The organism is Rossellomorea sp. ABR4_004, from assembly GCF_056159585.1.
The window spans coordinates 480,635-500,377 of sequence record NZ_JBSWVM010000001.1; the positions used below are offsets into that span (position 1 = coordinate 480,635).

Genomic DNA, 19,743 nt, shown 5'->3' on the forward strand with positions numbered 1-19,743 from the left:
TCTAAATAAGTGTACCATAAACAAAAAAGCAAGTCTCCTATTCAAAAATTAGAAGACTTGCCGATTTCTTTTATAGTATAGTCGCTTCAGGTTCTGTACCGATCATGTCAATGATGCGGTTGTTTTCTCCCATGATAGCTACTTTCGGAATATGATCATGGACCATATCTTCAGCTACCAGTTTATACGATATGATGATGACAATATCACCTTTTTGCACAAGTCTTGCAGCAGCTCCGTTCAAACAAATGACGCCGCTTCCTCTTTCACCTGGTATAATGTAAGTCTCGAGGCGGGCTCCATTGTTGTTATTTACAATCTGAACCTTTTCATTCGCCATCATTCCGACTGCATCTAAAATATCCTGATCGATGGTAATGCTTCCTACATAATCCAAGTTCGCTTCTGTTACAGTCGCTCTGTGGATTTTACCACTCATCATTGTTCTAAACATTTAAATCCTCCTCTGGTTCTACACTGATGATTATATTATCAATTAATCTGGCCCGTTGAAATTGAACTGCCAGAGCGACAATGATCTCCCCCTGTAATCTGGACAGTTCCGTTAGCTCAGGATAAGAGTACACTTCCACATAATCGATTTTTCCTGAGGTGTTTTCTTGAAGGTTCATTGAAATCATGGAAATAATCGAATCGGGGTCTCTCTCCCCGGCATCAATACGATTTTTTGCTTCTATCAGACTTTGATAAAGTGAAGGAGCTTCCATTTTTTCTTCTTTTGAAAGATAGACATTTCTTGAGCTTTTCGCCAATCCATCCTCTTCCCTGACGGTAGTAACCCTCACGATTTCCACCGGAAAGAAATAATCGCTTACTAACCCTTCCACTACTGCAATCTGCTGGGCATCCTTCAACCCGAAATACGCTCTGGTCGGCTGAATAAGGTGAAACAATTTAGTCAGTACGGTTACCACTCCGTCAAAATGACCTTCCCGTTTTCGTCCGCACAGTACTTCTACCCGCTCTATCACACTCAAGGTTACAGACTGTTTCCCATCATACATTTCTACTACTTCAGGAATAAAGAGTATATCAACCCCAACATTCCTTGCTAACACTGTATCTCTTTCAACATCACGAGGGTAGCGGTCGAAGTCTTCATTCGGACCGAACTGCAGGGGGTTTACAAAAATACTCATCACGATAACATCGTTGTTTTTCCCCGCTTCCTCCGCTAGAGTCATGTGCCCTTCATGAAGGTAACCCATTGTAGGGACAAACCCGATAGAGGACCCTGAATTCTTAACTTGTTGTATCGAAGCTTTCAGATCTTGTATGTTCGTTATCACTTTCATTTTTTCATTCCACCATAGAGAGCATCCAATTCTTCATCCCGCATCGTAAAGGAATGATCATCTGATGGGAAGCTACCCCCTTTAACTTCTTCTATATAGTTTTTTATGCTGATATGAATGGCGTCTGATACATTGCTGTATTGTTTAACAAACTTAGGCACACGATTCACCCCATATGTTACAAGGTCGTGGAACACTAACACCTGGCCATCTGCTTCACTGCCTGCACCAATACCAATCGTCGGAATCGTTAATGCTTCTGAAATCTCTTTTGCTATTTGTTTTGGCACACACTCTAACACAAGTGCAAAGGCACCTGCCTGTTCACATTTTATGGCATCATCGATCAACTTTTTGGCTGAGTCGGCTGTTTTCCCTTGTACTTTATATCCTCCAAGGACACCGACGGATTGAGGGGTTAAACCTAAATGAGCCATAACGGGTATCCCGGCACTTGTAAGGGAATGGATACGATCAATCACATGATCTCCCCCCTCAACCTTCACAGCGTGAGCCCCTCCCTGTTGAAGAATCTGAGCCGCTGTTTTAAGAGTTTCATCCCTTGACAAATGGTAGGACATAAACGGCATATCAGTGACGATAAAGGTATCTATCGCCCCTCTTTTTACGGCTTTCGTATGATGGATCATATCTTCAACTGTAACAGGTACCGTTGAGTCATAACCCAATACAACCATTCCAAGGCTGTCACCTACAAGGAGCACATCAATTCCCGCTTCTTCCGCTATCTTTGCACTTGGGAAATCATACGCCGTAAGCATCGAAATCTTTTCTCTCTTATTCTTCATCTTAATAAAATCTGTTGTTTGTTTCATAGTATCCTCCTTCTTTTCAGTCAGAGGTGACGAAACGAAATGAAAGCACTTTCATTACAGAAATAAAAAACCTTCTGAATAAATGACAGAAGGATCATAAGTGTTTAGTATCATTGTTTCGACCCTCTGTCCCAGTCCACAATGGATCAAGGCAGAAATTGTATTATAGTTTTAAAAGCTGAACGCATAGGGGTGCAGTTCCAAGGATACTGCCCAATGAGATTATACCATAAAAAAACCGGTATGGAAGCATTCGAATAGCCTCCATCCCGGTTTCACTTAAATATTCACTTCAATATCTGCAGAATAAATCTGATGAATGGTCCCTGCTGAGTCTTCGATCTTCAGAACGCCTTCATCGGTTATTCCGAGTGCCCTTCCTTCAATCGTTCCATTGATCGTACGTGCACGGATTTTCTTACCTATACTGATTGCGTAACTCTCCCATAACAGCTTGACCGGAGTAAAGCCTTCCTTCATATACATAGAATATAGGGCTTCGATTCGTTCTAACACCTTTTGGACAATTTCCGATCTTGATAAAGGTTCTCCTTGTTCAATGGCGAGTGAGGTTGCAATCTTCTGAAGTTCATCAGGAAAGTGTTCCTTCGAATGATTTACATTCATACCGATCCCGATAATAATGGAATTTATCTTATCAGATTCAGCTTGCAGCTCCGTCAAAATCCCAGTCACTTTCTTTCCGTCAATAAGAATATCATTCGGCCATTTGATCTGCGGATGAAGGTCTGTCACTTCCTCGATCGCTTGAACGACGGCAACTGCAGTAATGAGTGTAAACTGCGGGGCCTTTTGGGGGGGAAGAAGGGGCTTTAAGATCAGACTCATCCAAATTCCCGTTCCCTTTGATGAGTGCCACTCTCTCATTAACCTGCCTCTTCCTGCAGTTTGTTCATCTGCAATGACCAATGTACCTTCTGATGCGCCGTCGCCGGCCAGTACATGAGCAATGCGTTGTGTACTTTGAACCGACTCCTCATAGTGGATCACCCTGCCTAACTTTTTCGTTTGTAATCCTAAGCGGATCTTACTTTCTGTCACACTATCAGGGGTTTCAACAATTCGATATCCTTTTTTTCTTACGGCTTCTAACACAAAACCTTCTTTGCGAAGTTCTTCAATATGCTTCCAAATAGCCGTTCTTGAACAGCCTGCTATATCAGCCAGTGATTGTCCCGATAAAAATTCCTGATTCGATTCAGATAAAGCGTGAAGCAGTTTCTTCTTTATAGTCGATTGCATGTCTGTAGCCACCTCCTTATCGTTTCTTTATCATTATTGATTGTATCGGTTACAATTGCACATTCAATTTCAGCCAAAAGTTCCTTCATCCATGGACCACCCTTTTTGTTCGCCCATGTCATTAAGTCATTTCCTGTTACATCCAGTTGTTGTCTCGATGTAATCGCTAAAGAATGATATTCTTCCTTCACGGTTTCTACAGAAGAAACAGGTTTGGATTCTAAGCATTCATAGACTTTCTCAATATTAATGGCTGCTTCCAGGCCAGCACGGTAAAGCAAGGGCTTAGACCATCCGGACTTCCTTCTTTCCTTTAAGATTCCAAGCTCCTTCGATCGTTCCCGTATTGTTTTCGTCGGGAGCCTCCAGCCCCTTAGAAACTCCTCTGTATCAACATTCTCGATATATGCTAATAGAAGTAACCATGTTTGGTCTTTATTTGTATTTTCTAATCGAAGAAGATTCGCTACATCTTGAAGAGCTTTTTTCTGTTGAGTTAAATGAGGAAGTTCACGATATAGGTTAGTACTGATAAGAAGGGCAAGTGCCTCTCGTTTCCATTTACCTCCTAAAATCTTCTCGAACTCCATCGTTTTTCTTTCTACGGCTATATGCTCAAGAAGCCTTGAGTGCTCTTCTAACGCATTCAATGTATCAGGGTCCACCTTGAAGCCTAATTGACTGACAAAGCGCACTCCCCTCATCATACGAAGAGCATCCTCTTCAAACCGCAGGTCCGGTGATCCAACTGTCCGAATCACTCTATTATGTATGTCATCCATGCCCTTAAAGGGATCATACACTTTTCCATCAGCATCCATGGCCATACTATTCATCGTAAAGTCACGGCGCTCCAGATCCCCTTCTAAGGAGCGGATGAATTCTACCTTATCCGGCCTTCTAAAGTCCGCATATCCAGATTCAGTTCTAAATGTCGTGATTTCATATTCTCTTCCCTCATCTATTACCAGGATAGTCCCGTGTTCGATGCCGATATCAATTGTTTTTGGAAATATCCCCTTTAATTCTTGTGGATAGGCTGACGTTGCGATATCTACGTCATTAATCGAACGGCTTAGGAAGTGATCTCTGACAGATCCACCCACGAAATAGGCAACGAATCCAGCCCTTTCAATCTTCTTTAAAACGGGTATGGCTTGTTGGAATATACTCGGTAACATATTTAACACCTGCTTTACTCGGATCTTTACCTTCCAACTGTATCATGATAGAAGCTCTTTGTAGATCCGTTCATACTCCTCTACAATTTTGCTGGAGTGAAACTTTATTCGGGCCGTTTGTAGGGCATTTCCCGAAAGTTCTTTGTGAAGTGTTTCATCTTTAAGCAATAGCAGAGATTTTTCGGCAACTTGAGAAACGTTTCCGACTTCACAAATAAAGCCGTTGTATCCATCCTCAATGACTTCAGGAATGCCCCCTACATTAGTACCGATGCTCGGCACACCGCATGCCATAGCCTCCAGGGCAACTAAACCGAAACTTTCTTTTTCTGAAAGCAGCAGTTTAATGTCACTAAGCGAATAAAGCTCCTCCAAGTTATCCTGTTTTCCAAGGAACAATACTTTATCTTCTAATCCGAGTTCTCCCACCTGCCTGCAAATAACCGTCATTTCAGGTCCGTCCCCGACAAGAAGGAGCTTTGCAGGGATCTCGTTTTGTATAAGATGGAATGCAGCTACAACGTCTGTTACTCTTTTCACCCCACGAAAGTTGGAAACATGAATAATGACCTTTTCATTATCCTTAATTCCATATTCATTTCTAAGATGCTGAGAATCTACTGCTTTGTAAACTCTTTCGTCTATGAAATTATAGACTGTATGAATGTCCTTATCCGGCTGTATCAAATCATTGGTTTGTTTCACTAATGCGGAAGAAACCGCGGTCACCACGTCTGACTTTTCGATCCCAAATCGAATCGCTCCTGTTAAAGAAGGATCATAACCTAGTACGGTAATATCTGTGCCGTGCAAGGTGGTGACAATCTTTACATCTTTACCAGACATTTGTTTACCCAAAATGGCACAGACTGCATGTGGGATCGCATAATGTACATGAAGAATGTCCAGGTTTTCACGTTCAGTGATTTCTGCCATCTTATTCGCCAGTGCTATATCGTAAGGCGGGTATTGAAACACTGAATATTGACTCACTTCCACTTGATGAAAATAAATGTTGTGATACATTTTATTTAACCGAAATGGAATACTCGAGGTAATAAAGTGAATTTCATGGCCTCTCTCTGCTAATAATTTTCCCAGTTCTGTAGCTACTACGCCAGAACCTCCAACAGTCGGGTAGCAGGTAATACCTATTTTCATTTTCATACCATTAATCTCCTAACAAATCTTGATGCAGTATTAGGGTGTTATACGAAAAGAATCCTTCTGCATAACGTAAGCCTGCTTCTTTCCCCATCATTCGCTCCCTTGCTTCAATCGCTTCTATGTATCCTTCCGTTAAAGGAGTAGACACTCCTTCAGCCCCTTGAGTAAATTGGCTCGTATATGCCTCTAAGCTTCGAATCTTCGTATGCATATAGGCCTCAACATTCACTACAAATTGAGGTTTGTGAAAGCCGTTGATTATATAAAAATACAGATTATCCGCTTTATGTGCCGGGGTTGCGGAATGAAATTTTCGAATTCCAGCTGAGAAAAAAGCTTCTTTGACCAATCGTGAAGCATTCCCGTGATCAGGATGACGATCCTGATCGTAGGGAGCGAATATCACTTTGGGCTTGTGCATTCTGATCACATTAACCACTTTCTGAATGTTTTCATCTGTTATGTAAATTCCTCTATCAGGAATATCCAAGGTCTCCCTCTTGAAAGCACCTACTATAGATGCAGCTGACAATGCTTCTTCTTTACGCAAAGAAACGGTTCCATTTGAAGAAAGCTCTGCTTCTGTGAGATCACAAATCACAATTTTCTTTCCTTCGGCTGCATATTTTGCAAGGGTGCCCCCCATACCGATCTCCACGTCATCGGCATGTGCCCCAAATGCGAGGATGTCTATTCGTTGATCCACTTTACTCCTCCTTATCCTTTACCACACTCCGCCACTCGATATCTCCTCTTTCAAGCCCTTTCACCAATACTTCTGCTGTTCCCATATTGGTAGCTAATGGGACTTGATACACATCACATAGTCTGATTAGTGCAGATACATCAGGTTCATGTGGCTGAGCTGTTAAAGGGTCTCTAAAAAACAGGACAAGATCCATATTATTATTGGCGATATAAGAACCTATCTCCTGGTCTCCCCCCAGTGGACCTGAACGGAAGCGATGGATAGATAATCCCGTTTCTTCCGCGATCCTCTTTCCCGTAGTTCCAGTGGCAAAAAGAGCGTGCTCTTCAATTATTGACTTATATGCCAATACGAAACGAATAAGATCATCTTTTTTCTTATCATGAGCTATTAATGCGATATTCATAACACTCACCCTTTAATCTAGAATATTTTCCAGCCCGTACACAAGTGTATCCAGCTTCATGACCGTATCAACGGAAACTTTCACTCCAGACATGAAGCTTCCCCGGTTAAAAGAGTCATGACGGATCGTTAATGCCTGACCTTCCGCCCCTAACATCACCTGTTGATGAGCAATTAATCCAGGCAGGCGGACACTATGGATATGCATGCCATCAACAATCGCCCCCCTTGCACCAGTATGCGTTTCCTTTTCATCAGGGTGCCCCTGCTGCTTCGATCCTCTGACTTCCCTGATCATTTCGGCTGTCTTAACGGCAGTCCCTGAAGGTGCATCCAGTTTTTGATCGTGATGTAATTCAATGATTTCGACATCATTGAAATACTTAGCTGCCATCTGGGAAAATTTCATCATAAGTACTGCACCAATCGCAAAATTGGGGGCAATGATACATCCCAATGACTTTGATTCTGCAAGGGTCTTAAGTTCATTTAATTCATCTGTAGAGAAACCTGTCGTTCCCACAACCGGTCTTACACCATATTCAAGGGCCGTTTTCGTATGGTGATACCCCACTTCCGGAGTTGTTAAATCAATAAGCACATCTGGGGTTTGATCTTGAAAGCATGATTCAATATCCGCGTACGCCGGTACATCTATATCTATTTCTTTCTTATAATCAATCACACTAATAAGCGTAAAATGTTCAGTATCCTTTACTAACTGAACCGCTTCTCTCCCCATTCTTCCTCTTGGTCCAGCAATAGTGACGTTAATTTGCTCCATCTTCATCCCCACTTTCAATTCTTGTCCAGCGATCTTTATCTCTTGTATTAAATTTATGCATCACACGATCGTGTGCCTCTTCCAGGCTGATATCCAGGGAGTTCGCAAGGCAAATGACCACAAACAATAAATCCCCGAGCTCTTCCTCAATCGTTTTCTCTTCCTCTGAATTCTTCTTAGGTTTTTCTCCATAATAATGATTCACTTCTCGTGCCAGTTCACCAAGTTCCTCCGTGAGCCTCGCAACCATTGCCAATGGACTGAAATATCCTTCTTTAAATTGACTTATGTATTGGTCTACTTCTTTTTGTAATTGATCCATCGTTTTTTTATTATCCATAAGAAGCCACACTCCTTCAGTATCTCCTATCATGTTAGCTAAATCCTTCCCGTTTGACAAATATTACGTTTGTTTTATTAACTCTTCATTGCCAGTTTGTTTCTCTTCTTATATAATGTCTCTGTCAACGAGATAATACGAATAGAAGGAGGGAAACACATATGTTGGGATTACGTTTAAAGAATATATTATTCATCCTGTTGGGGTCAGCTATCTTCGCATTTGGCCTTGTCCATTTTAATATCCAAAATAAATTGGCTGAAGGCGGATTTACCGGAATAACACTTATCCTTTATTTTTTATTTGACATTGATCCGTCTTACTCCAACCTCGCCTTAAATATCCCCCTATTTTTCTTAGGATGGAAGCTTCTCGGAAAGAAAGCTTTTTACTATACTGTACTCGGAACCGTCAGCCTCTCTGTATTTCTATGGATTTTCCAAAGATATCAAATGACGATCAACCTGGAAGGCGATCTGTTTCTTGCAGCATTATTTGCAGGGGCTTTTATCGGGGTTGGACTCGGGATTATTTTCAGATATGGCGGTACGACAGGGGGAGTTGATATCATCGCTCGACTCGCCCATAAGTACATTGGATGGAGCATGGGGAAAACGATGTTTATGTTTGACGCCGTCGTCATTGGGGTCTCTCTCATCACGTACCTCGAATACAGGGAAGCCATGTATACACTGGTAGCTGTATTCGTTGCTGCAAGGGTCATTGACTTTATGCAGGAAGGGGCATACTCAGCCAGAGGAGCTATGATCATTTCCGACAGCCATGAAGAAATAGCGAGTGTGATCAACGAAAAAATGGATCGGGGAGTAACCGTGCTGAGAGGACATGGTTCGTTCACGAAACAAAACAGGGAAGTGCTCTACTGTGTGGTCGGGAAAAATGAAATCGTCCGGCTGAAAAATATTATCACAAGCGTCGATCCACATGCATTCGTCTCCGTCACCGTCGTACATGACGTACTTGGCGAAGGATTTACATTAGACGCAGACAAGAATCCTTTACATGACTAACATGGATCTTCAATATACAAAAAGAAGCTGGGCTCAAAACTAGAGTCCAGCTTCTTCTTTATTTTGAATCAATCGTCACCATTCATCCCAGTAAAGATTAATACAAGTCTTAGTAATTCTATAACCGCAACTGCAGCAGCAGCTACATATGTCATCGCTGCGGCGTTCAATACTTTACGTGCATGTCGTTCTTCTTCATTCCGAATCAGACCAAGTGAAACGATCTGATTCATCGCCCGGGAAGAAGCGTTGAATTCTACAGGAAGGGTGATTAATTGGAATACAACCCCTGCTGCCATCAGAATGATACCAAGCAGGAACATTCCAGTCATTTGAGTGAACATTCCGATCAGTAAGAAGATCCAGGACATATTGGAGCCTATGTTCGCAACCGGAACCAAAGCATGGCGGAATCGTAAAAATGCATAGCTTTCAGCATCTTGAATCGCATGTCCGACTTCATGGGCCGCCACAGCTGCTCCCGCTACAGAATGTCCGTGATAGTTATCAGGTGACAATGCAACCGTTTTGGTAATCGGGTTGTAGTGGTCACTTAGAAACCCTCTGCCTTCCACAACCTTCACGTTGTGTAATCCATTGTCGTCGAGAATCCTTCTAGCCATCTCCCTGCCGGTCATACCTGAGGTAGTGGCCACTCTTGAATATTTCTTAAACGTACTCTTTACACGCATTTGAGCTCCGATTGGAATAAGAGCAATGAGTAAAAAGTAAATGATAAATCCTGCCATTATCGTAATAACCTCCAGATGTTTAGATACCTAAATTTTATAGTGCTATAAAGATTCTGTCAATTTTTTTGACGCTCTGACTTCTTTGCTTCCCCTTGTCCCTTATATTTTCTCCAACCTACATAAGATAATGTAGAGACAATGATACTGCCGGTTGATATGATCACCCACCAAAGGGAAGGATCTGCTTCATCCTCTTGTTTATTCTCAAACAGCTTCTCTAGATCAGTTTCCAAGGATGTTAATTCGGCCATGGTTTCCGTACTTTCCAACACGTCCTGCCGGTAATGATCCAAGTAAGAAATTCTTGCGTCCAGTGCTTGAGAACGTTCGACCGGAATATCTAATTTAATACTCGGTTGAATAATATTATATTTCGATAAAAACATATTCAATGTGGTATGGTATTCATCTACATTTCCATTTTCCGCTGCCGACTTCACTCCATTAAATGCTTCCATAATCGGGTCTTCCATTTCTACCCACAAAGGCTGATATTGACTGCTTAAAGCATCCATCACAAGGCGGAACTTTGTAACGGCGTTCACCTTCTGCTCCATGTCAGCAGAGGTCTGGTTGATACTCTCTACTGCCAGATTATGTGAGATGGTGAGAATTCTAAGCTCATCCATTGAAAAAGACCGTTGGGCACTCAAAGACGCAAATTCATCAGAGAAATAAACCAGTAGATGTTTCGCTTCTTCATATCTTCCAGCCTTTGTCATTTGCAAGGCCTGGTCTGCAACTTCATCAAGCTCGTTCATCGGAGACGTCGACTCTACTGCATTTAATGGGTGAGGTATTAAAATGAGAAAAAAGAAAAGCGCGATAAAGAATTGGATAAATTTCATACTTGTCCCCCCTAAAACTACTAGTAAAGTTTATGAAAGGGTGGACAAGAGTAGACCAAAAAAAGACTATGGCAAGAGTTGAATATCTAATCGTTTCGTTCTTTGTGTGAAGAAATATGCGATAACAATCGAGACAATACTTAACCAGAAAGTGAAGTATCCAATATGTTGTATGTACATATACAAGCTTGAGTAAACGGGAAACTGCATATATACGTAATCAATGATGTCATTATGTACAGTCCATACGGCACCGACTATAAGGTGCCAAATCCTTACCCGGTAAAAGGAAGAATACAATATCCCTTGTATAGCCATTGCTCCATGTGACGCCATGAGCATATATCCTTCCCAAGGTAAATCACCTGAAACCCACAGTGTCAACAAATTCATAACCACGGCCCAAACCCCATATTTAAACAGCGTGATAATGGCTAACACTTCAAATAGTGGCCAATTGCGATTCAGTAAAAATGCTATGAGAACGAAACAAAAAAACAGACTGGCTGTCGGGCTGTCGGGAACAAACACTAAAAATTGCGAGGGAGTATTTTGTAGTTGAGGGATATACCATATATAACCGTATATCGTGCCAAACAAATTTACAATGAGAAGCAACCATATAAACGTTTTATTCTTCAGGATGGACATGATCCAGAGCATATATTTAATCCTCTCTTTCAAGTAGAAAAAAAAGAGCCAACGTAAGCCGGCCCTTTTTCATTATTTATTCTTTTAAACCAGAGATGAATTCAGCCAGTTTGTCCAGCTCTTCGTCTGATCCTTTAAATAAACCTGCAGGCATGCCTGGTGGTTTACCGTTTTTAGCAATATCCGCTACTTCTTCAGGTGAGAGGCCAGTTGCAACTAAAGAAGGTCCTGCTCCACCTTGCAGATTTTCACCATGACAGTTAATACAACCATTTTTCTGGTCTGCATAGATTTTATATCCTTCAGATTCTTTATCGATATCCACTTCAGCCTGAATCTTACCTTGTTCCTTCGCTGCTTCCCAGTCATGAGTCACAACTGATTCCCAAGTCAAGAAATATGTTGCTGCAAGTGCCAATAACATGAATCCTACTGCAAATGGACGTTTAGTAGGGCGACGTTCAGGTCCTACGTCGATAAATGGAGCAAGTAAAAGCGCTCCAAATGCGATTCCAGGAATAACGAATGCTCCAATAACATTATAAGGTCCAGATGCATATGTGTATTTAAGTAATTGGTATAAGAATAAGAAATACCAGTCAGGTAATGGAATATATCCAGTATCTGTTGGATCGGCAACACGCTCTAACGGTGATGGATGAGCAACCGTTAAACATAGATAACCGATTAGGAAAACAGCTCCAACTAACCATTCTTTTAGTAAGAAGTTTGGCCAGAAAGCCTCTGTTTTTCCAGGGAACTCCGAATAATCTTTAGGAATATTCGGCTTTCTGTCTGCAGGTACACGTGAGTCCCCTACAAACTTCATCCCTTTTCCTCGATGCATAGCGTCCCCCTCCTTCTAATTTAAGGTTTATTAATTTATGTTCGTATCTTATAGTGGTCCTGAAATACCTTGCTTACGGATCATCAGGAAGTGAGCCCCCATTAGTCCAAGCAATGCTGCAGGCAGGAAGAATACATGAATAGCGAAGAATCTCGTTAGTGTTTGTGCACCAATGATAGTAGAATCTCCTGCGAGTAAGATCTTCACTTGCTCACCGATAAATGGTGTAGCAGCTGCGATTTCAATACCAACCTTCGTAGCGAATAGCGCTTTCATATCCCACGGTAATAAGTAACCAGTGAAACCAAGTCCTAACATTACGAAGAAAATAAGTACTCCAACAACCCAGTTCAATTCACGAGGTTTTTTGTATGCACCTTGGAAGAAGACACGTAGTGTATGTAAGAACATCATTACGATAACCAAACTAGCTCCCCAGTGATGCATTCCACGGACAATTTGTCCAAATGCAACTTCATTTTGCAGGTAATACACAGATTCCCAAGCGTTTTTAATATCCGGAACATAGTACATTGTCAGGAACATTCCAGATAAAATTTGAATTACGGTAACGAAGAATGTTAATCCACCAAAGCAGTAAACAAACGCTGAAAAGTGATGCGCCGGGTTTACATGTTCAGGTACTTCGTGATCCGCAATATCGCGCCACAAAGGCGTAATGTCCAAACGCTCGTCAACCCAATCATAGATTTTGTTCAGCACAGATTACGCCCCCTTACTTAACATATTTATTTGGTTCAGGTTGTCCAAGGTATAAAATACCGTCTTTTTCTTTTGTTGGATATACATCCAACGGTGCTGTCGGTGGTGTACCAGGAACATTTTTCCCGTTTTTCTCATACAGACCACCATGACAAGGGCAATAGAACTTGTTTGGGTTACTCTTGTCGCCCGCCCAGTTAACCGTACATCCAAGATGCTTACATACTGGTGAAAGAGCAACAACATTCCCCTCTTTGTTCTTATAAACCCATGCAGTTTGTGTTACTTCTGATGTGTACCACGCATCTTTTTGTTCATAAGAGAAATCGACACGTACTGGTTCATTTGTTAATTCTGAAACTTTTTGCTTTGTCGCTTTAAATTCTCCAGCAGCTGAAGTTTTTAATACTGGATCTACAGCAAATCGAACCATCGGCATTAACATTCCTGCCGCCATGAAACCGCCTACACCCGTAAGTGTATAGTTAAGGAATTGACGTCTAGATACACGATGTTTGCTCATCCTTTTCCCCCCTCTATCGTAAGGTAAGTCCATCGGACATATTTCGCACAAATATAAAACTAGGACATAACTATGATATATTAAACTCTATACAAGGTCAATAACTCTCTAATCTAAATGATGGACACAATGTGAAGTTTTTATGAATTTTTTTGCCATTTTTGTACAATCACATTTAAGAGCTGCTTCACTTGATCTTCCATGATGGAATGTTTGTACTGTTCATCTAAATGCTCAAGCGGTATGGAGGGCACCCAGATCAAGCGGTCATGCAATTCACCCTCTACCTTTTTCCATTCGCTGTCCGATGTAAGAAAGAACGTATGCTTCACTCCGCTGGTACTTAATTCCCCGGCCCATTGGGTTAATCTTGAAACCTCATTCTCTCTTGAAGCAGACATAGTATACGTAAATGGAGGTGTCATGATCATCCTGCCTTTAAATTGTCTTTCAAGGTGAAAGGTAAGCAGCGTGATGAATTCGGATTGTGCTGCGGACGTTTTGATATCCTTTAGGAAATCAACAGGAACAATCGGAATGACGGCAGTATCTATGTATTCTTTTTCAGATTCAAAGACTTCAATATCTTTTACGTTCCAATTCATTGTAAAACCTCGTTTCTTCTTTCATTTTCACTTCCCATCATATCACTTTATAACACTCGTTTAAAAGCGATTTCACTTTTTTAATAGTATGCTCCATAAACCTTATTCCTATTTAACTGAACCTATAGAATGGGGCTCATTGTGCTTGGAGTGAAAGGGAACGATCCCTGTTTTCACACTAACACTTATGATAAAAATAATTTTTTGAAGTTTGCAAAGTCATTGGTTGAGACCCCGCAACCGAATAAAAAAGCTCGAATGAAGAGATGTACCTTTCTCTTCATTCGAGCTTTTAGCTTAAGCTATTCAATTCTTTGGTTAATTTCTTGAAAGATTTTTCGTCACCGGTATCAAGAGCCTGATCTATGGCCTTTAGCAATCGATCACGTTGAAAGGTTTGCAAACTGTCTTTGAGGAATTGTTCTGCAACAATCCTGTCTTTTTCATTAATCAATAAATACTTCGGCATAAAAGGGTTTTCTTCAAGTACTGCTGCGAATTGATAACTTGAATTTGCCTTACTGAAGTTCAATTGAATATAAATATCTTCGTCCTTATTTAAACGAATATCGTGAAATGACTTCTCCGCATCAGTTGTCATGATGTTCTCTTTATAGAATCGGAATGGCACATCCTCAACACAATGTGTGGACATCACAAGACCTCTTGGACAGTACTGAGATTCTTCAACAAAATGAACTTTTTTCATCAATTGATCATGACTCATCAGGTAATTCAGTATCCACACACATTCTCTTCTCTTTAATTGATATCGATTTAAAAACCAGCGAATAAATTCTTTCTTCTCGTTGACAGAAACAGGGGTGGTCATGGTTTTCCCTCCTCTGCAGAATCTTTTTTAGTTTAGGTCCGTTTTCCTTTTGACTTACAGCTCAAAAACGTTAACAACTCCAAGGTGTTCTCATGTTTACACACCAGTCAAATCCCTTTGTACCACCGACGTCGTTTAGTCTTGTAATCTTTCAATCAGGTCCTGCCACTCGTCATTTGAAGGATCCATTTCAATCAGGTGTTTATATACTTCTACCGCTTCACCTCTGAGTCCTTCTTCTACTAGAAATTGTCCGTACTCTAGTAAAAACTCTTGATGATTCTTAAAGTAAGTATATGCAATACGGTATTGTTTTAATGCATGATTAAATTGTTCAAGCCCCTCATAGGCCTTTGCAAGATCCCAGTTGATTTGCGGCTCTTCTTCCCCTTCAACCGTAAGCATCTGGGCGATCTCCAATACATCCTCAAATCGATCTTGCGTGAAAAACAATTTATTTATGACTAAAGCTGCTTCGACATAACCTGGATCTAAGGCTAAAGCTTCCCTAAAAAATGTCTCTGCCTCTTTTTCCAGCCCAAGCTTTAAGGAAACTTTCCCACCAAACAAATTCAGCTCCTTGTTGTATTCATCCTGTTTTACGCCCTCTTGAATGGTTTCCAGGCTTTCCTGCAGCTTTTCTTCATGTTCATATGACCTGGCTAATAATAAATACACCGAATGATATTCCGGATCCAGCTCTTTAACCGAGATAAGCTTTTCAATGGCTTTTTCATAGAATCCAGCCTGATATGCAGTAACAGCATATCCGAATAGTGTATTGATTTCCAGGTGATCTAGAAGGGCCTTTTCGTAATGTGTCAATGCTTCTTCAAAGGCTCCCCCTACACTATAAGCTTCGGCTAACCTTTGATGAACATTGGTTCCACCCAGTTCGGTCGTACCTCTCTGAATAAGGGTATGATAATGCCTTATCGCTTCCAGGAACCTGCCTGTTTCAGAGTATAATTCCCCAAGTCCGAAATCAATGACAGGCTCATCTGGTAATAGCTTCTTGGCTTGTAAAAGCTTCTGTTCACTAACTTCAAATAAACCTTGCATTTGATACAGATCTGCCAAAAGCAGCAATGCTCTTGGATAGGTGGGGTCTTCTTCATCCAATTCTGCGAGTTTGTCTATCGCTTCTTCTTCATTATCCATCTCCACCATCACCTCTGCGAGCTCAATCAGAAGCTCTCCCTCTCCCGGGTAATACTCCAGAAGATTTTCATACAACTCTTTTGCTTCCTCCAGGAACCCTAAATGGTGCAATTCTTCAGCCAGGCTGAATTTTTCTTCATGACTTCCAAACTTCAATGCTTGCTTATACTGTTTCTTTGCTTCGTCCAATTTTCCTTCTTCTAATGAAGATAACATTCGTTCAGCGTATGACATGGTCAATCCCTTTCTATAAAAAAGCTAAATTGTCTTTAAATAAAGTACCCGGGTGTTTGAATGATAAGTTCTTCACCAGCACCAGGATAATAATAGCCTCTATTATTTAAGTAATAACATTTTCCTTTATTCATTGTACATTTTAGCACATGTTGGTCCGTTTTAAATGCAGAGGGCTCAGCACCAGTTTCACCGTCGATATTCATATAGAGGTTATAACTTATTTCTCCACCCACCAAAAAATTTCCTCTAAGGGGATATATCCCAATTTTCTTCAGTTCTTTTAGCCTCAATGGTTCTTTTTGCGGGATTTCATTTGAAAGATGAGGAATTTTCTCGTTTTTCATCGTATTTTGCCATATTTTAAGATGCTTTATTTTTGTTTTCATGTCTATATTTGTCGTAAAAAAAGGGACAAAAGTAATAGGATAATCATATAAAAATCCTTTGATCCATCCCCAGCGAATTTCCTTGAATCGATCTATTTCATCAATGTCAATCCAGACAACGGGAACCTTTTGTCTTTTACACGACCGAATGACTGAAGGAGTAATAAGATTTGCAGAGGTTTTTAACCCTATCGTGTAATCAAGAGGACTATTTAACAAGGAGGTTTTGCGTTCATTCAATTTAGCTAAGAATTCGTATTCGAACCCTAATGTAAATGCCGTCAGGACAGTAGTACAACCTTTGTGGATAAATTCATCCAGGTAATAATTCTTTATTGAAAGAAAATCAGTTCCTTCAGGCACCTCTAAGTCACACATTACATGTCCGGGGGTCATCATGAAAGATGAAACATCCATCCTCATGTATCGATAATAAGAAAACCTGTCTCTTATGGCCGATATTTTATCGTCTTTAACGAGTAAAGAAGTTTGAGTGACTTTGGAATCTTTAATCCAATTCGCATTTTCTATAATATACGTACTCAAATCACCATCACCTTCCTTTATAGACAAGCTATGAAAGAAGGGATGAAATCATGCTATGCATTCATATAAAAGGAGAGGTGTAAGGACTAAACTATCGTCCTTACACCTTCCAAAAGGAATTATTATTTCTGTAAAAGTTTGTTTATATGCTCAAAGAAAGTTGGATACGAAATGTTCACTGCATCCGCACCTTCAAGATAGACGTCAGAATCTGTTATTAAAGAAGCGACAGCCAATGTCATCCCAATCCGATGGTCTCCCCAGGAGTGAACCTCACCACCGTGTAAAGGCGTTTTCCCTTGAATGATCATGCCATCCTCGGTACCTTGAATGTCAGCACCAAGATGTCCAAGCTCTTGTACGATGGCATCGATTCGATTTGTTTCCTTGACCTTTAACTCTTCTGCATCTTTAATGATGGTCCTACCCTTTGCCTGGGAAGCCAACAGGGCGATAACGGGGATTTCATCAATTAACGATGGGATTAGTTCTCCACCAATTTCTATTCCTGTGAGATTTGAAGACTCCACCAGTATGTCACCTATCGGTTCTCCACCTTTTGAACTCTCCATTATTTCTATGGATGCCCCCATCTTCTTCATCACTTCAACAATTCCCACACGGGTTTCATTAAGGCCGACATTTTTCAGGAGCACTCTACTATTCGGCACAATCGCAGCAGCTACCATGAAGAAGGCTGCTGAGGAAATATCCCCGGGGACATAGACTTCAGTTCCTTTTAATACCTGACCGCCCTTTACCTTAATTGTATCTCCATGTCTTTCGATATGACCACCAAATTCGATAATCATTTTTTCAGTGTGATTTCTTGTCTTTTCAGGTTCTTGAATTTCAGTAGTACCTTCTGCCTGAAGTCCTGCCAACAAGAGAGCAGACTTCACCTGTGCACTCGCTACAGGCAACGTGTATGTAATTCCTTTCAGGTCACCCCCGCGGATTGATAAAGGAGTATAGTTACCTTTTGAACGACCGTCTATTTTAGTCCCAAACCTTTTTAATGGTTCTGTCACTCTTTTCATTGGGCGTTTAGCAATCGAGTCATCTCCAATAAGGATTGAATGAAAAGGCCTTCCTGCCAATATCCCCATTATAAGACGAGTAGTGGTACCCGAATTACCAACATCGAGTATGTCCTGTGGTTCTTTTAAATGATTCCAGCCTCCACCTGAAACGATCACTTCCCCATCTTTTACTAGGATATCAACACCTAACTTACGGAAGCATTCGATTGTGCTTAAACAATCCTCACCCATAAGAAAATTATGTATAACGGTTTTCCCTTCCGCAACTGAACCAAACATAACAGCCCGGTGTGAGATCGATTTATCCCCGGGAACATGCAGTTCTCCATTTAGACCCTTTTGGGGATTTATTAATTTCTTTTTTCCTTCCATCCTTATCACCCTTTACCCTAAGAATAATTCATAGTCCGTATTTTCTTTTAAGCAGTTTAAAGCTCTTTCCCTATCTTCGAGTGTCTGAAAGCTGATGACTAATACTCCGTAAATATCTTCTCTTGTTTCCAGGATTCTTATGTTGGTTAAACTTATGTTTTCCCCGGCAAGGTAAGCAGTAACTTCAGAAATCACCCCTGGATAATCAGGAACATCAACAAATAAGTCATAGAAAGAAGGAATGGCCCCTTTTTCAAGGATTGGAAGATCATCGCGAAAAGTTTTCGCTTCTGTGAAGTAATCAAAGATCCCCTGTGAGTCCTTCTCTTCAATAATGGTGATGACTTCATCCATTTCTGATTTCCACTGTTTGAGAAGTGAAAGCAAAACCGTTCTGTTCTGAAGCGTGATATCCTTCCACATCGTCGGGTTAGAAGAGGCTATCCGCGTGATGTCACGGAAACCGCCAGCAGCGAGCCTCCGCAAATAAGGATGGTGTACAGATGATTCTTTCGCTTGGTGAACAAGAGATGCCGCTACAATATGTGGAAAATGACTGATCGTACCTGTTAGTTCATCGTGCTCCCTGGGTTCTACGATCAGAAATTTGGCATGTGTTCCTTTCAGCCATTCTTGAAGTTCTTCTACTTTTTGACCAGTAGCACCAGAACCTGGAGTCAGCATATAGAAAGCATTTTCAAATAAGATTTTTTTAGCTGCTGCAACACCACTTTTATGAGAACCTGCCATCGGGTGTCCACCAATGAACTGAATCCCTTTAGAAGTCAGTTCCTCGGAACACTTCATAATTTGTTCTTTTGTGCTCCCCGTGTCAGTGATTATCGCCGTTTCTTTTAAAGCGAATGATTGAAACTGGGCAATAATCTTTTCGGTTTGAAAAACTGGTGTGGATATGATGATAAGATCGGCTCTTTCAGCAGCAGACTGTAAAGATAGTGACATTTCATCGATAATTCCGAGTGATCTCGCCAACCTTAATTCTTTATGATTAATATCATGTCCAATGATTTTAGCATCGGGATGTTCGCTCTTTATACAGAGTGCCAATGAGCCTCCGATTAATCCCATCCCAATGACCAATACCGTCCCTTTCATGATTGTCCCCCTCATTTGATTTGAAAAAAAGTCGGAAAAGGCTCAAAATTCCAAGCCGTTCCGACCATC

General features: G+C 41.0%; 23 protein-coding genes. 1 reads left to right on the plus strand and 22 read right to left on the minus strand.

Going from position 1 to position 19,743, the window contains the following annotated elements:
* Positions 1-70: 70 nt before the first annotated feature.
* From panD to ACXAF2_RS02715, 10 genes are all read right to left on the minus strand, one after another.
* Positions 71-454: an aspartate 1-decarboxylase gene (panD, locus tag ACXAF2_RS02670; protein WP_475137264.1), complete on the minus strand. Its 384-nt coding sequence runs from the start codon at positions 452-454 to the stop codon at positions 71-73.
* Complete coding sequence (gene panC / locus ACXAF2_RS02675; RefSeq protein WP_475137265.1) at positions 447-1,316, minus strand: pantoate--beta-alanine ligase; 870 nt, start codon at positions 1,314-1,316, stop codon at positions 447-449. Before panC ends, panD begins: the two co-directional genes overlap by 8 nt.
* Positions 1,313-2,152, minus strand: coding sequence for a 3-methyl-2-oxobutanoate hydroxymethyltransferase (gene panB, locus ACXAF2_RS02680; protein ID WP_475137266.1), 840 nt, complete (start codon positions 2,150-2,152; stop codon positions 1,313-1,315). The genes panC and panB overlap by 4 nt, the downstream gene beginning before the upstream one ends.
* A gap of 279 nt (positions 2,153-2,431) precedes the next feature.
* Positions 2,432-3,415 carry a biotin--[acetyl-CoA-carboxylase] ligase gene (locus tag ACXAF2_RS02685; protein WP_475137267.1) on the minus strand — a complete coding sequence of 328 codons (984 nt, stop codon included), beginning with the start codon at positions 3,413-3,415 and terminating at the stop codon, positions 2,432-2,434.
* Positions 3,400-4,596, minus strand: coding sequence for a CCA tRNA nucleotidyltransferase (locus ACXAF2_RS02690; RefSeq protein ID WP_475137268.1), 1,197 nt, complete (start codon positions 4,594-4,596; stop codon positions 3,400-3,402). Before ACXAF2_RS02690 ends, ACXAF2_RS02685 begins: the two co-directional genes overlap by 16 nt.
* Positions 4,597-4,638: 42 nt before the next feature.
* Complete coding sequence (gene bshA, locus ACXAF2_RS02695) at positions 4,639-5,763, minus strand: N-acetyl-alpha-D-glucosaminyl L-malate synthase BshA (protein ID WP_475137269.1); 1,125 nt, start codon at positions 5,761-5,763, stop codon at positions 4,639-4,641.
* Positions 5,764-5,767: 4 nt separating this feature from the next.
* A complete protein-coding gene (gene bshB1, locus ACXAF2_RS02700) occupies positions 5,768-6,469 on the minus strand; it encodes a bacillithiol biosynthesis deacetylase BshB1 (RefSeq protein ID WP_475137270.1) in 702 nt (233 codons plus the stop codon).
* A gap of 1 nt (position 6,470) precedes the next feature.
* Positions 6,471-6,878, minus strand: a complete 408-nt coding sequence (gene mgsA / locus ACXAF2_RS02705) for a methylglyoxal synthase (protein ID WP_475137271.1) — start codon at positions 6,876-6,878, stop codon at positions 6,471-6,473.
* Between the two features lie 12 nt (positions 6,879-6,890).
* Positions 6,891-7,661, minus strand: coding sequence for a 4-hydroxy-tetrahydrodipicolinate reductase (dapB, locus tag ACXAF2_RS02710; protein WP_475137272.1), 771 nt, complete (start codon positions 7,659-7,661; stop codon positions 6,891-6,893).
* The gene (locus ACXAF2_RS02715) at positions 7,648-8,061 is read right to left on the minus strand and encodes a nucleotide pyrophosphohydrolase (RefSeq protein ID WP_475137273.1); all 414 of its coding nucleotides are present in this window, start codon (positions 8,059-8,061) and stop codon (positions 7,648-7,650) included. The genes dapB and ACXAF2_RS02715 overlap by 14 nt, the downstream gene beginning before the upstream one ends.
* A 101-nt stretch (positions 8,062-8,162) precedes the next feature.
* Here ACXAF2_RS02715 and ACXAF2_RS02720 point away from each other — a divergent pair, with 101 nt between their 5' ends.
* Positions 8,163-9,032 (plus strand): YitT family protein, encoded by an 870-nt coding sequence (locus tag ACXAF2_RS02720; RefSeq protein WP_475137274.1) that lies wholly within the window; start codon positions 8,163-8,165, stop codon positions 9,030-9,032.
* A 68-nt stretch (positions 9,033-9,100) separates the two neighbouring features.
* Here ACXAF2_RS02720 and ACXAF2_RS02725 read toward each other — a convergent pair whose 3' ends face one another.
* The 12 genes from ACXAF2_RS02725 to ACXAF2_RS02780 form a co-directional block, all read right to left on the minus strand.
* Positions 9,101-9,781 carry a zinc metallopeptidase gene (locus ACXAF2_RS02725; protein WP_475137275.1) on the minus strand — a complete coding sequence of 227 codons (681 nt, stop codon included), beginning with the start codon at positions 9,779-9,781 and terminating at the stop codon, positions 9,101-9,103.
* A 59-nt stretch (positions 9,782-9,840) separates the two neighbouring features.
* A complete protein-coding gene (ypjB, locus tag ACXAF2_RS02730; protein WP_475137276.1) occupies positions 9,841-10,632 on the minus strand; it encodes a sporulation protein YpjB in 792 nt (263 codons plus the stop codon).
* A 66-nt stretch (positions 10,633-10,698) separates the two neighbouring features.
* Complete coding sequence (lhaT, locus tag ACXAF2_RS02735; RefSeq protein ID WP_475137277.1) at positions 10,699-11,295, minus strand: lipoprotein heptaprenylglyceryl N-acetyltransferase LhaT; 597 nt, start codon at positions 11,293-11,295, stop codon at positions 10,699-10,701.
* A gap of 64 nt (positions 11,296-11,359) precedes the next feature.
* Positions 11,360-12,130 carry a menaquinol-cytochrome c reductase cytochrome b/c subunit gene (locus ACXAF2_RS02740; RefSeq protein ID WP_113970697.1) on the minus strand — a complete coding sequence of 257 codons (771 nt, stop codon included), beginning with the start codon at positions 12,128-12,130 and terminating at the stop codon, positions 11,360-11,362.
* A gap of 48 nt (positions 12,131-12,178) precedes the next feature.
* Positions 12,179-12,853, minus strand: coding sequence for a menaquinol-cytochrome c reductase cytochrome b subunit (gene qcrB, locus ACXAF2_RS02745; RefSeq protein ID WP_169213720.1), 675 nt, complete (start codon positions 12,851-12,853; stop codon positions 12,179-12,181).
* A gap of 13 nt (positions 12,854-12,866) precedes the next feature.
* Complete coding sequence (locus ACXAF2_RS02750) at positions 12,867-13,376, minus strand: QcrA and Rieske domain-containing protein (RefSeq protein WP_044336348.1); 510 nt, start codon at positions 13,374-13,376, stop codon at positions 12,867-12,869.
* A 140-nt stretch (positions 13,377-13,516) separates the two neighbouring features.
* A complete protein-coding gene (locus ACXAF2_RS02755) occupies positions 13,517-13,981 on the minus strand; it encodes a YpiF family protein (RefSeq protein ID WP_475137278.1) in 465 nt (154 codons plus the stop codon).
* 292 nt (positions 13,982-14,273) lie between these two features.
* Positions 14,274-14,813: a ReoY family proteolytic degradation factor gene (locus ACXAF2_RS02760; protein ID WP_044336344.1), complete on the minus strand. Its 540-nt coding sequence runs from the start codon at positions 14,811-14,813 to the stop codon at positions 14,274-14,276.
* A 135-nt stretch (positions 14,814-14,948) separates the two neighbouring features.
* Positions 14,949-16,208 carry a tetratricopeptide repeat protein gene (locus ACXAF2_RS02765; protein ID WP_475137279.1) on the minus strand — a complete coding sequence of 420 codons (1,260 nt, stop codon included), beginning with the start codon at positions 16,206-16,208 and terminating at the stop codon, positions 14,949-14,951.
* Positions 16,209-16,243: 35 nt separating this feature from the next.
* Entirely contained in the window at positions 16,244-17,143 is a 900-nt protein-coding gene (locus ACXAF2_RS02770) for a hypothetical protein (RefSeq protein WP_475137280.1), read from the minus strand.
* 122 nt (positions 17,144-17,265) lie between these two features.
* Positions 17,266-18,558 carry a 3-phosphoshikimate 1-carboxyvinyltransferase gene (aroA, locus tag ACXAF2_RS02775; protein WP_475137281.1) on the minus strand — a complete coding sequence of 431 codons (1,293 nt, stop codon included), beginning with the start codon at positions 18,556-18,558 and terminating at the stop codon, positions 17,266-17,268.
* Positions 18,559-18,570: 12 nt separating this feature from the next.
* Positions 18,571-19,674, minus strand: coding sequence for a prephenate dehydrogenase (locus ACXAF2_RS02780; protein ID WP_475137282.1), 1,104 nt, complete (start codon positions 19,672-19,674; stop codon positions 18,571-18,573).
* Positions 19,675-19,743: the final 69 nt, after the last annotated feature.

Excerpts from the sequence above, each read along its gene's own strand:
- panD (WP_475137264.1), bottom strand. The coding sequence starts at position 454 with ATGTTTAGAACAATGATGAGTGGTAAAATCCACAGAGCGACTGTAACA.
- panC (WP_475137265.1), bottom strand. The coding sequence starts at position 1,316 with ATGAAAGTGATAACGAACATACAAGATCTGAAAGCTTCGATACAACAA.
- panB (WP_475137266.1), bottom strand. The coding sequence starts at position 2,152 with ATGAAACAAACAACAGATTTTATTAAGATGAAGAATAAGAGAGAAAAG.
- ACXAF2_RS02685 (WP_475137267.1), bottom strand. The coding sequence starts at position 3,415 with ATGCAATCGACTATAAAGAAGAAACTGCTTCACGCTTTATCTGAATCG.
- ACXAF2_RS02690 (WP_475137268.1), bottom strand. The coding sequence starts at position 4,596 with ATGTTACCGAGTATATTCCAACAAGCCATACCCGTTTTAAAGAAGATT.
- bshA (WP_475137269.1), bottom strand. The coding sequence starts at position 5,763 with ATGAAAATGAAAATAGGTATTACCTGCTACCCGACTGTTGGAGGTTCT.
- mgsA (WP_475137271.1), bottom strand. The coding sequence starts at position 6,878 with ATGAATATCGCATTAATAGCTCATGATAAGAAAAAAGATGATCTTATT.
- dapB (WP_475137272.1), bottom strand. The coding sequence starts at position 7,661 with ATGGAGCAAATTAACGTCACTATTGCTGGACCAAGAGGAAGAATGGGG.
- ACXAF2_RS02720 (WP_475137274.1), top strand. The coding sequence starts at position 8,163 with ATGTTGGGATTACGTTTAAAGAATATATTATTCATCCTGTTGGGGTCA.
- ACXAF2_RS02725 (WP_475137275.1), bottom strand. The coding sequence starts at position 9,781 with ATGGCAGGATTTATCATTTACTTTTTACTCATTGCTCTTATTCCAATC.
- ypjB (WP_475137276.1), bottom strand. The coding sequence starts at position 10,632 with ATGAAATTTATCCAATTCTTTATCGCGCTTTTCTTTTTTCTCATTTTA.
- lhaT (WP_475137277.1), bottom strand. The coding sequence starts at position 11,295 with ATGCTCTGGATCATGTCCATCCTGAAGAATAAAACGTTTATATGGTTG.
- ACXAF2_RS02740 (WP_113970697.1), bottom strand. The coding sequence starts at position 12,130 with ATGCATCGAGGAAAAGGGATGAAGTTTGTAGGGGACTCACGTGTACCT.
- ACXAF2_RS02750 (WP_044336348.1), bottom strand. The coding sequence starts at position 13,376 with ATGAGCAAACATCGTGTATCTAGACGTCAATTCCTTAACTATACACTT.
- ACXAF2_RS02755 (WP_475137278.1), bottom strand. The coding sequence starts at position 13,981 with ATGAATTGGAACGTAAAAGATATTGAAGTCTTTGAATCTGAAAAAGAA.
- ACXAF2_RS02760 (WP_044336344.1), bottom strand. The coding sequence starts at position 14,813 with ATGACCACCCCTGTTTCTGTCAACGAGAAGAAAGAATTTATTCGCTGG.
- ACXAF2_RS02765 (WP_475137279.1), bottom strand. The coding sequence starts at position 16,208 with ATGTCATACGCTGAACGAATGTTATCTTCATTAGAAGAAGGAAAATTG.
- aroA (WP_475137281.1), bottom strand. The coding sequence starts at position 18,558 with ATGGAAGGAAAAAAGAAATTAATAAATCCCCAAAAGGGTCTAAATGGA.
- ACXAF2_RS02780 (WP_475137282.1), bottom strand. The coding sequence starts at position 19,674 with ATGAAAGGGACGGTATTGGTCATTGGGATGGGATTAATCGGAGGCTCA.